The following is an 11,619-nucleotide window of genomic DNA, read 5'->3' on the forward strand; positions in this document are numbered from 1 at the left end:
CGCGTCGCGTCGCCCCACTGATGGGAGCGGGTCATCGGGCACGAGCGAGCACCTCACGGGCGCTGCGTACGGTCGCCGCATCGATGAACCTGCCGTCGTCGTCGACAGCGACGCCGGAACCCTGGGCCGCGCTGGCCTCGAGCAGCCGTAGGACCCTGTAGGCCTCCCGCACCTCGTCGGCACTCGGCGTGAACACCCGATGGACCACGTCCAGCTGCCTCGGCGCGAGGACGGTCCGGGCGCGAAAACCCTGACGCAGCAACAGCTGCGTCGTTTCCTCGAGGAGGTCCGGGTCGTCGAGCGCGAGCTCCACCGGGCCGACGGGAGACAGCAGACCACCGCTTGCGGAGGCCAGCACGAGCACAGACCGGATGTGCCAGAGCTCCTCGCGTTGCGGCCCCGGCCGCAGGCCGAGCGCGCCCGCGAGGTCGGCCTCACCGATCCCGAGTCGCAGCACCCGAGGAGCAGCCGCCACCTCCTCTGCGCGCAGGACGCCCAGCGCCGTTTCCACCATGGGGATCAACCGCGTGACTCCCTCCACCAGCCCGACCTCACGCTCGACGGCGCGCAGCGCCTCGTCGACGCGTCGGAGCAGGGCGGGTTCGGCCTTGGGCACGACCACGCCGGTGAGGCCCGGGAGCACCACGGCGGCCAGATCCTCCTCCACCGCGTCGGCGTTGAGTCGCACCCACAGCTCAGGCAGCCCGGCGGAGCCGATCGTGCTCTCCAGCCAGGCGCGAGTCGTGTCCCGCGCCGCGCCCTTGCGGGCCGGCAGCACGGCATCCTCGAGGTCGACGAGGAGAGCGTCGGCTCCCCGGGACGCCGCTCGCGTCAGCTTGTCGGGCTGGTCGCCCGGCACGTACAGGTAGGAACGCGCCACCGTAGCCATCGGACCGGCCCCTGGGCTCAGGCCCGACTCGTGGGCCGGCGCAGGTAGCGGCCGGTGGGGCTTCCGACGACCTTGCCCGCCTCGAGGACACGGTGACCGCGCACGAAGGTGTCAGTGACCGCAGCGTCGAGCTCGAAGCCCTCGAACGGCGTGTACTCCTGCGAGGACTCGGAGTCCTCCGCACGCACGGTCCACTGCCGGTCCTCGACGAGCGCGATGTCGGCGTCGAAGCCCTCGGCGATGGCGCCCTTGGTACGCAGGCCGAACCTCTGCGCGGGGTTCCAGCTCGTGAGCGCCGCGACGCGGTCGAGCCCCAGCCCTCGCTTGCGCCCTTCGCTGACCAGCCCCGGCAGCAGGTACTCGGCGCCGCCGAAGCCCGACTTCGCGAGGAAGACGTCATCACGCGGATCGCCGAACTTCTGCTCGTCGCGGCAGCATGCGTGGTCGCTCACCACCCAGTCGATGTCACCACCGAGGACGAACTCCCACAGCGCCTCGACGTCCTCCCGCGGGCGGATCGGTGGATTCACCTTGCCGCCGATGCCACTGGCCGTGTCGACGTCTGCCAACAGGTGCCCGACGGTGACCTCGCGGCGGAAGTCGATGTGCGGGAACGCCTTGGACATCCGCAGCGCGGCGTCGACCGCCTTGAAGCCGGACAGGTGCAGCAGGTTGATGGTGGGCAGGCCGGTCTCGTGCGCGAGGTATGCCGCGATGCTCACCGCCAGCCCCTCGGAGTGCGGCGGCCGGGCCGCGCTGTAGGCCGCAAGTCCCGTCAGCACCCCTTCCTCTTCCACCATCTTGGTGTAGGCGGTCATGATCTCGGCGGTCTCACAGTGCAGCGAGAGGGAGATCTCGTCGGCGATCTCCGGCATCTTCTCGCGTGCCGCCTGGATGCCGCGCATGACGAACTCGAAGTGGGCGAAGTCGTAACGCTCGCCCTCCGGGATCATCAGGAAGCTGTTCTGGTCCTTCGAGCGGCCGTGCAGGCCATGGCTGCCGTAGAACATGAAGATCTTGAACGACGTCACCCCGTGGTCCTGCACCAGGGAGGGGATCTCCTCGATGTGCTCGCGCATCATCGGCGCGAGGTGGAAGGCGTAGTCGACGTATGAGCGGTCCGCCGCCAGTTCGAGAACCTCGGGGAAGACCTGCGAGTAGGCGCCACCCTTGTTGAGGTAGTACTGGCCCGTGCGCATGTAGGTGATGGCCGTGGTGACGCCACCCTGGGCGCACGCCTTGCTCTCCGTCGCGGTGTCGACGYCCAAGGGGTTGTAGATCCCCCAGTGCTGATGGGCGTCCACCACGCCGGGGAAGGCAAGCTGGCCGCCACCGTCGACGACCTCTGAGGCAAGCGACCGGTCGATGTCCGGCGCGACTCGCGCGATCACACCGTCGCGCACGGCGATGTCCGCGCGGAACGGCTCGGCGTGGTCGTGGTGGACCACCTGGACATCGGTGATCAGGAGGTCGTAGTCGGTCATAGGGAGCTCCCAGCGGTAGAGGGTTCGATGGTGGTCGGACGGATGAGTCGGGTGAGTGGCGTCATGACGGCGTCGAGGTCGTCCAGCTGCTCCAGCCTCAGGACCTGCCGACGCACCTCGTCGGCATCCGCCGGCTCGAGCCAGTCGGCCACGTTGGTCGCGAACTTGAGCGAGAGCTCGGCCTCGCTGAGCGGCCGTGCGGGACCGCCCCGATTGGCGAGGACCTCCTCGGTCCACTCTTCGCCGTCATCGGTCCACAGGCGGACCACGGCCGGGAACTGGTGCGGGAAGATCTCGTCGCACCGGTCGTCAGGCACGACGCTGACCCGGGCCATCAGCTCGCGGCGGTACTGGTCCTGCGCCAGCTCGTCCGTGAAGTCGTCGAGTCCCACACCGAGTCCCGACCCGCCCAGGAGTCCGGCCACCACGGCATACGGACCGCTGAACTGGGCCTGGTAGCCCGTGGTGGGGGCCCGCTTCTCTTCTATGGGCTGACCGATCGTGCGGATGACGGCGGTGGGGACGCGCAGCTCGATCGCGCGCACTCGCTCGAGGGGCACCCCTCTCTCCCGCAGCGCTGCTCCGGCGTCGATGGCGGCGTGGGTGAAGTGGTTGGCCGGATAGGGCTTGAAGAAGATCCCGGGCACCGACCAGGTCTCCCCCAGTCCGTCGAGCACCGCCTCCACCCGCGCTTCGCCGCGCAGAAAGGCTTCGAAGAAGCCGAACCGGCCCTCGAGGACGGTGGGCGGCCCGGTGAATCCGCGCGCAACCAGCTGAGCCGCCGACACCGCGGAGTGAGCGGCCCACCCGCAGTGGAGCCGCTTGACCGTCCCGCCCGTCCTGTTCGCCTCGATGATCCCCGACGCCATGGACGCCGCAACGCCCAGAGCGCTGACCACCCCCTCCTCGCCCAGGTCCATCAGGAGGGCCGACGCGACCGCGCCCCCCATGGCCCCGCAGATGGAGGTCGCGTGCTGTCCGTGCTCGAAGAACACCGAGTTGCCGAGGTCCACGTCGTAGCCGGCCATCCCGAGTCGGACGGCCACCTCGATGCCGACCGCGATCGCCGTGGCGGTGCGGGCCCCACTCGCCCCGCAGCTCTGCGCCACGGCGAGTGCAGTGGGGACGACGGTGGCGCTGGGGTGCAGGACCGACGGCAGATGGGTGTCGTCGTAGTCCAGGGAGTGGGCCAGCACGCCGTTGAGGAAGGCGGCGGAGGCGGCGGGCAACCGCTGGGGCAGCCCGACCCCGTGACTCTCCTCGCGGCCAGCCTGGTAGGTGACCCAGTCCGCGGCGAACCCGCTGGTCGGGAGTCGCTGGGCGGCCACGCAGAGGCCGAGCACGTCCAGAACCCGTTGGCGCACGCTGACCAGGACCTCGGGCGGCAGCCCCTCCTCGTCGGCGCGGATCGCGAACGACGCGAGGCCGGCAGCAAGGGTGGCAGCCGCGATGTCAGTCACGCCCCACCACCACCAGGGGCCGCACCGGGGCGCCGGTCGCACCGAAGACGGGCATCGGCGAGAGGACGATGGTCGCCTCGTGGACGCCGGCGGCGGCCAGGTCCTCGAGCGCCATGGCCTCGATGATGTAGACGCCTCGTTCCACCAGCATCACCCGATGCGCCGGGAGCACGCTGTGGCCCGCGCCCGCTGGGAGGTGCTCGAACGCGATGGTGTCGGCGCCCACGGCGAACGGCCGGTGGTCGGCCAGCCAGATGGCGGCCGCCTCGCCGACACCCGGCACGCCGGTCTCGCGCCCCACATAGGTCATGCGGTCGGGTGCGTCGAAGTGGCGGCCCCAGCCGCTGCGGATCAGGACGACGTCGCCCTCGGCGAGCGGTGTGCCCTGCCGCTCGACCGTCTCGACGAGGTCGTCGACCGTGATCTCGTACCCCGCCACGCACCCGTCGCCCATCCCCAGCGCGCGTGGGACGTCCAACAAGACGCACCGGCGCAGGCACGGGGGGATCGTGTGCGCCCCGAGCTCGATGAACCGTCCCCCGCGCCCGGCCTCGTGGGCGTCGCTGCCGTCGATCAGCCGACCGTCATGAGACACGTGGGCGAAGGCGTCGATGTGGGTCCCGACGTGCGTGCCCATGGTGATGAGGTCGTTGGCGGCCGAACCGCCATCGGCACGGACCATGTCACCGTGTCGGCGCGGCAGCGCGTGCCAGAACGCCGGGTGGTTCGGGGACTGCGGCATCCCGACGGACAAGGGGCGACCCAGGTCGTAGACGTCGACTCCGGCCCGGACGGCAGCCAGGAGCGGGTCTGTATGGGTGGCGCTGGTGGTCATGTCGATCGCCTCAAGGTCGGTGGATGGTCAGAGGGGTCATCGCATGACCCCTCGGCTGCGCAGGTCGGCGACGGTGGCGTCATCGAGACCCAGCTCGCGGACGATGTCGTCGGTGTCGGCGCCCGGGGCACGTCCGGTGAAGCGGATCTGGCCGGGCGTCTCGGACATCTGCCACATCAGCCCGTGCATCAGCACCTCGCCGAGATCCTCGTCGGCGACGGTGGTCAGCATGCCGGTGGCGCGCACGTGTTCGTCGGCCGCGAGGTCCGCCGCGTCGTAGACCGGTGCGGCAGCGGCACCCGCGGCAACGAAGTCGGCCAGAACCACGTCACGGGTTCGCTTGGCCACCCAGCCGCCGACGAGGTCGTCGAGCAAGTCGGCGTGGTCCGCACGCTGTCGGCCGGTCCGGAACCAGGGTTCGTCGATCACGTCAGGGTGGCCGACGAGACGCATGACCCGCTCCGCCACGGCCTGGGCGCTGGTGGAGATCGCAACCCAGGAGCCGTCGGCGCAGCGATAGGTGTTCCGGGGCGCGTTGTTGGTCGAGCGGTTCCCGTGCCGCTGCCCCACGACGCCGAGCTGCTGATACTCGGTCGGCCCGGGACCGACTGCGGTCAGGATCGGCCGCAGCAGGTCGATGTCGACCACCTGGCCACGGCCCCCGTTCGCGGCCCGCGCCCACAGCGCCATCATCGTCGCCGAGGATGCCGCGATGCCGCAGATGCTGTCGGCCAGTCCGAAGGCCGGCAAGGTGGGCGGCCCATCCGCCTCCCCCGTCAGGTGCGCGAAGCCACTCATCGCCTCGGCCAACGTCCCGAAGCCGGCGCGCCCGGCATACGGGCCCTCCTGGCCGAAGCCGGTGACACGGACCACCACCAAGCCGGGGTTGACCCGCATCAGGTCTTCGGGCGCCAGGCCCCAGCGCTCGAGCGTGCCCGGCCGGAAGTTCTCGACCAGGACGTCTGCGGTCGCGACCAAGCGCCGGAACACCTCGGCGCCACCGGCGTCGGACAGGCTCAGGCCGATGGTGCGCTTGTTGCGGGAGATCTCCTTCCACCAGAGGGGCACGCCGTTCTTGGCTCCTCCGTGGCCTCGCATGCCGTCGCCGTGCAGCGGGTGCTCGACCTTGATGACCTCGGCACCATGGTCTCCGAGGATCTGGGTGCACAGCGGACCGGCCAGGATCGTGGAGGCGTCAATGACGCGCAAGCCACGCAATGAGCCTTCTGTCACGTCCACTCCTGTTCCGCTCAGTAGAACGCCGGTCCGCTCAGTAGACTACTTGGCCGTCAGCCGGAGGTCAACGGGAAGGCGCGGATGACCACGGAGACGGGGTCATGGCGGGGTCCGGAGCCTCGGCGAGGGCCTCCCCGAGGGCGTAGGCGCGAGCCGCCGCCAGGGCCAGGGAAGCTCCGCCGCCCGGGTAGGTCCCGCCGAAGACCGTCGCGGCGACGTTCCCGGCCGCGAACAGGCCCCGGACGACGTCGCCGTTGCCATCGACGACACGGGCGTGCGCGTCGGTCACCACGCCGCCGCTCGTGCCGAGCGTCCCCACCAGAATCGGGACGGCGACGTACGGAGGCTCGGTGAGGGGCGCCAGGCCGGCGCCACCGACCACCGAGGCGGCCGGAGCCCGTCCGCGGCCGTGGTCGGGGTCATGCCCTTGGAGAGCTCCGCTGTTGAACCGTGCGACGGTCGCCACGAGAGCGTCCTCCGGTATGCCGGTCCGGCGGGCCAGGTCGGCAAGCGTGGGTGCCGCCCGGGCCCACGATGGCGCGGTCCCCGCCGGAAGGCCGGCGACTGACGTCCGCCGTGCGCAGGCGGCGTCGTAGACCAGCCAGGTCGGCGCGTGCAGGCTCTCGCCCGAGGCCGGGTCGGTCTGCGCCATGGCGTGCGCGACGTCGTGGTAGTTGGCCGACTCGTCGACGAACCGGTGACCGGCACGATCCACGAGCAGGGCGCCAGCCGCCGCAAGCTCCACGCTCGCCATGCGGCCCGTCGGCCGGCCGTCGTAGTGGGCACTCGGGTCCTGGAGCACGGGAGCCCCCCACCAGGTGCCCAGCTGGTCCACGGCCGCACCGGCGGCGAGCGCCATTCGCAGCCCGTCGCCCTGGTTGCCCGGCGCGCCGATCGGGAGCAGGGGCGCCCCTACGTGCTCGTCCCTCAGGTCCTGGTCCCACTCGAAGCCGCCCGTGGCCAGGACGACTGCCACCCCCACCGCGACCTCCCGCTGCGCTCCGTCACTCCCGGCAACGGCCCGCCACGCGCCGTCGGGCCCGCGGTCGAGCGCAACCAGCCGAGTGTCAGGCACCAGCCGCACCCCCCGCGCAAGGGCGCTTGCCGCGAGTGCCCCGACGAGAGCGCCCCCCATGGTGCGCACCCCGGCCGCGCGTCGTGCCTGCTGCACCGCAGCAGCCTCCCCGGGCGGCAGACCGGACTCGCGTTCGACCATGGTCAGCTCGGGCAGGTAGGTGGCCGGACGGACCCCGACCAGCTCAGGGTGCGCTGCCGTGTCGAACGGCAGGTTGTCCAGAGCCCGTCCGCCGGCGGCCGCGCCCGGCAGGTCCCAGTGGTGGTCGGCCCGCGCCAGCGGCACCAGGCGGACGGCGGTTCGCCGGTGCAGGTAACGGACCGCCAGTCCCGCCGTGCGGACGAACCAGTCCAACTTCTCCTGCGGGACCGTTCCGCGCGTGACGGCGAGCAGGTGCTCCACAGCACGCGCGCGGGAGTCCGGATACCCAGCGGCGAGCATCGGCGCGCTGGCTGGGACCCAGAGCACGCCACCTGAGGTCGCTGTCGTCCCCCCGAGCAGCGACGACCGCTCCAGCAGGACCACGTCGTGTCCGGCGTCAGCGGCCCGGCAGGCCGCCAAGAGTCCTGCGGCCCCGCTTCCGACGACGAGGACGTCGCAGTGGTCACGCACGGGTCACCACCGTCCCTGCCGGGTCGCCGGCTCCACGAGCAGGAGCAGGCACCCGCCGACCACGAGCAGCGCCGCAACACCCCACGCGTGCTGGTACGAGAGGTGTTCGGCCAGGGAGCCGACGAGGACGGGACCGACGATGCCTCCCGCAGCTCCACCGGCCTGCACGGTGCCGGTCGCCGCACCGGGTGTTCGTGCATAGGCCGACACGACGGCCAAGGACAGGATCCCGGTCCAGCCCCAACCCGCGGCATACGCCACGACGACGCCTGCCGGAACCAGCCACGCGACGTCGGGGATGAGCAGGAAGTAGCCCAGGGAGCCGATGAGCATCATCGCCGACACGGCTGCCATGCCGTGCGAACGTGGCGCGTTCCACCCCAGCAGCAGCCGGGCTGCGATGGCCGATCCGCTCCCCAGGGCCAGCAGCGTTCCCGCCATGCCGGGCGAGAGGCCGCGGGACACGCCGAAGTCGACGAAGAAGGTGCTGAGGGCGGTCGCCGAGGCCGAGACCATCGCGAAGGCCGCTGCGGCCAGCAGGAGCGGGCGTCGCGACATCACTGCAGCCCCGAGGTCGCGCGACCGGACCGGCGGCGCGACCCACGGAAGTGGCGCCAGCACGAGCACCGCGGTGGCCACGGCGGCCAGGCCGAAGATCCCTCGCCAGGACATGACTGTGCCGAGGGTCGGGACGGCCAGGCCCGCCATCAGCGTGGCAAAGGGGATCGCGGACCGCTCGAGTCCGAACGCCACCGAGTGGCTCCCCGGAGGGACCAGCCGGACCACGAGGGTGCTGGACGCCGGGGCGCCGATGGCGGAGGCGGCGCCCGCGATTGCGAGCCCGGCGCCCAACGTGACCGCCGAGCGGGAAAGTGCGCCGATCACGATCAGCCCGACCAGGGAGAGCAGGGCCGACGTCCGGTAGGACGCGCGAGGTCCGATCCAGTCGACCACCCGGCCCGAGACCGGCATGAGCAGGGCTCCCGCGACGAAGAAGGCGCTCACGGCAAGACCGAAGGTCGAGCGGTCGAGCCGCAGCTCACCGCGGATCTGGACGCTGAGCGCTCCCGCGAAGAAGACGGGAGTCATGTAGACGACCCCGAGCGCGACGGCGAGTCCGGTGGCGCGGCGAGGCGAGCACCCGCGCTCCGGACCCGCCCGCTCGGGGTTCCTCATCCGTGGATCTCGTCCGCGTACGAGATCGTCACGTTGGCGTTCCACCCGGTGGCCGGGTCAGTGCCCCACTTCTCGCGCCAGCGCTTGGCATGCTCGAGGATCATCGGGTCGCCGAAGTGCAGCTTGCCGTCCGCATCGAACGCGTCCAGGCTGTCCACGAACATCAGGTCGAAGTGCCTGAACCGCTCCGGCTCGCCGCGGACCGTGTCGCGAACAACGTAGTTGGCGTAGTCGTGGATGCGGTCGTTCTGCCGGAACGCCGGGTAGTCGACTGTCCTCGTGTACTCCTCGTACTCCTCGATCCGGCTGCCGGGCTTGATGTTGTAGGTGAGCAGAACCAGTTTGCGGGCCATCGATCTCTCTTTTCTCTGGTGGGGGATCTCTCGTCGGCTGTCGTCGTGGCAGGTCCTCGGGCGTGCACCCGATTCGGTGGACTCAGAGGGCACGCCCCAGGGCGTGTCCCTCGGTCATGGCCTCCAGCAGGCTCCGTGGCGCGGAGGCATCGCCGATGACATGCACCTCCGCGGCCAGCGCCTGAAGAGTCTCCGCAAGACCGCCGCGGGCCGTCGGGTGCTCAACCACCACGACGTCATGGACGGGGCCGATGCGGATCGTCGCGTCCACCAAGCTGGAGCTGACCACCGCGGCGCCGTCTGCAAACCGTGCCGAGGCACAGGTCCAGAACTGGACCTCGAGAGCACGCAGGCGCTCCAGCGCCGTCATGCGGCTGTACTCGGAGACACCCCACAACGGCGACGACGCCGCGGTCACCACGTGGACCCTTGCTCCGCCGCGCGCGAGGGTCTCGGCGACGGACGCGGTGGTCCACGATCCTTCCCCGTCGAGAAGCACCACCATCCGCCCCGCCCAGTCGTGGCCCGACAAGGCGTCATCGACAGTGACAGCGGCACCCCATCCATCGACATCGACCGGCTGTCGTTCGGAGCCGGTGGCAACCACGATGACATCGGCGTGGTGGGCGGGCACCGCTGCCGCCGTGGCCTCGAAACCCGTGCAGACCTCGACCCCGAGACGCGCGAGCTGAGTGCGCTCATACCTCACCAGCCGGTCGAGCTCCCCCCGCCCGACGCCTCGCCGGCCGGTACGGAGCTGACCTCCCACGTCCTCGGACGACTCCCACAGGGTCACTTCGTGGCCGCGTTCAGCCGCAACCCTGGCCGCCTCCAGACCTGAGGGGCCGCCACCGACGACGAGAACTCGCCGTGGGGAGGGCGTTGGTTCGGGCACCACGGGCCAGGTCGACTCCTTGCCGGCTGCCGGGTTCATCATGCAGGTGAGGGGGCGGTGGGCGCCGATCTCGCCGATGCAGAAGTTGCAGGAGACGCACGGACGCACCTGGTCGGCCCGTCCCTCGAGGGTCTTGCGCACCAGGTATGGGTCCGCGATGTGCGCCCGTGTCATGGCCACTGCGGCGAGCAGGCCGCTGGCGAGCGCGCCTTCGACGTCGTCGAGATCGAGGTACCGGCAGGCGGCAAGGACGGGCACGGATCCGGCCGCTCCGGCCACGGCCAAGGTCGGCGCGAGGTACGGTGCGTGGCCCTCACTCATGTCCGCGACGTGGTGGCCGATCGAGGGCACCGAGTACGCGGCCACGGAGACGTTGAGGAACGCGATCGCGCGAGTCGTGGAGAGCAGCTGTGCCAGTGCCACTCCCTCCTCGAGGGCCTGCCCACCGGGGGTGAGCTCGTCGCAGCTCATCCGCACCCCGACCAACAGCTCGTCCCCCACGGCAGACAGGACCGCATCGAGCACCTCCAGGGGGAACCTCAGACGGCCCTCCACCGCCCCGCCGTAGCCGTCCAGGCGAGTGTTGGACAGTGGCGAGAGGAACTGATGCAGCAGGTGTCCGTGGCCGAAGTGCACCTCGACACCTTGAAAGCCTGCATCGAGCGCGAGGCGTGCGGCCCGGACGTAGGCCTCCGTCACGACCCGCATGTCCTGCCGCGTCATGGCGTGCGGCACAGCGCCCGTGACGTGCCAGGGCTGCGCACTGGGACCCCACGCCGCCGCGCGTCGGAAGACGTTGTCGCTGTGTCGGCCCGCGTGCGTGATCTGCGTGAAGATCGCCGCTCCCTCCTCGCGGACGGCCTCGACCAGACGCCTGAGGACGGGGAGCCCTGCCCGGTCGGCCGACAGCCCGCCCGCTCGGCCGAGGCTGGTCTCGTGCACACGCAACGGCTCCGTGATGATGAGGCCGACACCGCCACGAGCCCTCTGGCGGTGGTATTCAACATGTCGTGACGTGGGCAGAAAGTTCTCTGCGAAGTTGGTCGTGTGCGCAGAGACGAAGACCCTGTTGCGCAGGTCGACGTTGCCGATGCGCACCGGGCTGAAGGTCCGGGGGTATCGGGCGGTGGTGTCAGGCATCCCGGACGGCCGCCGTCGCCACAGTGACACGTGCCCGACCCGCGACGAGCTTGGACACGGCGCAGGTGCTCTCCGCGCGGGCGACCGCAGCCTCCAGCCGCGCCTGCTCGATGCCCGACGAGGAGACGTCCAGGTGGAGCGCCTCGATCGTCCAGCCCGTCTCGTCGATGCGAAGCGAGCACGTGGCCCGGACCTCCACGACCTCGCTGCTCGCACTGCCCTGGCTGTCCGACGACGTGCGGTCCAACGCGCCCCGCAGGGCCATCGCGAAGCAGGACGCATGTGCGGCGGCAAGCAGCTCCTCGGCAGATGTCACCTCGGTGTCCCCGGACCGTCGCGACTGCAGGGAGAAGGGCAGGTCCTCGACGGCGCCCGAGAAGAGTGACGTCGTACCTGCCCCCACTCTCAGGTCGCCCCGCCACGTGGCTGACGCGCGCCGGCGCACGACGCCCGCGGCCGCTCGG

General features: G+C 71.1%; 10 protein-coding genes. All 10 read right to left on the reverse strand.

Annotation, left to right across the window (positions count from 1 at the left end):
• Positions 1-31: 31 nt before the first annotated feature.
• Positions 32-889, reverse strand: coding sequence for an HpcH/HpaI aldolase/citrate lyase family protein (locus tag AC1DVZ_RS16155; protein ID WP_477619226.1), 858 nt, complete (start codon positions 887-889; stop codon positions 32-34).
• A gap of 17 nt (positions 890-906) precedes the next feature.
• Entirely contained in the window at positions 907-2,373 is a 1,467-nt protein-coding gene (locus tag AC1DVZ_RS16160; protein WP_477619227.1) for a dihydroorotase, read from the reverse strand.
• Entirely contained in the window at positions 2,370-3,833 is a 1,464-nt protein-coding gene (locus AC1DVZ_RS16165; RefSeq protein ID WP_477619228.1) for an MmgE/PrpD family protein, read from the reverse strand. The genes AC1DVZ_RS16160 and AC1DVZ_RS16165 overlap by 4 nt, the downstream gene beginning before the upstream one ends.
• A complete protein-coding gene (locus AC1DVZ_RS16170; protein WP_477619229.1) occupies positions 3,826-4,668 on the reverse strand; it encodes a cyclase family protein in 843 nt (280 codons plus the stop codon). Before AC1DVZ_RS16170 ends, AC1DVZ_RS16165 begins: the two co-directional genes overlap by 8 nt.
• A 36-nt stretch (positions 4,669-4,704) precedes the next feature.
• Complete coding sequence (locus AC1DVZ_RS16175) at positions 4,705-5,877, reverse strand: CaiB/BaiF CoA transferase family protein (protein WP_477619230.1); 1,173 nt, start codon at positions 5,875-5,877, stop codon at positions 4,705-4,707.
• A 91-nt stretch (positions 5,878-5,968) separates the two neighbouring features.
• On the reverse strand, positions 5,969-7,591 hold the full coding sequence (locus AC1DVZ_RS16180; protein WP_477619231.1) for an FAD-dependent oxidoreductase: 1,623 nt from the start codon (positions 7,589-7,591) through the stop codon (positions 5,969-5,971).
• Positions 7,592-7,594: 3 nt separating this feature from the next.
• Positions 7,595-8,767: an MFS transporter gene (locus AC1DVZ_RS16185; protein WP_477619232.1), complete on the reverse strand. Its 1,173-nt coding sequence runs from the start codon at positions 8,765-8,767 to the stop codon at positions 7,595-7,597.
• A complete protein-coding gene (locus AC1DVZ_RS16190) occupies positions 8,764-9,120 on the reverse strand; it encodes a hypothetical protein (RefSeq protein ID WP_477619233.1) in 357 nt (118 codons plus the stop codon). The genes AC1DVZ_RS16185 and AC1DVZ_RS16190 overlap by 4 nt, the downstream gene beginning before the upstream one ends.
• Before the next feature lie 82 nt (positions 9,121-9,202).
• Positions 9,203-11,155 (reverse strand): oxidoreductase, encoded by a 1,953-nt coding sequence (locus tag AC1DVZ_RS16195; protein WP_477619234.1) that lies wholly within the window; start codon positions 11,153-11,155, stop codon positions 9,203-9,205.
• Positions 11,148-11,619: OsmC family peroxiredoxin (locus AC1DVZ_RS16200; RefSeq protein ID WP_477619235.1), on the reverse strand; the 472-nt coding region annotated here is incomplete at its 5' end. The genes AC1DVZ_RS16200 and AC1DVZ_RS16195, both read right to left, overlap by 8 nt.

This window comes from Pedococcus sp. P2_E5 (assembly GCF_056403895.1).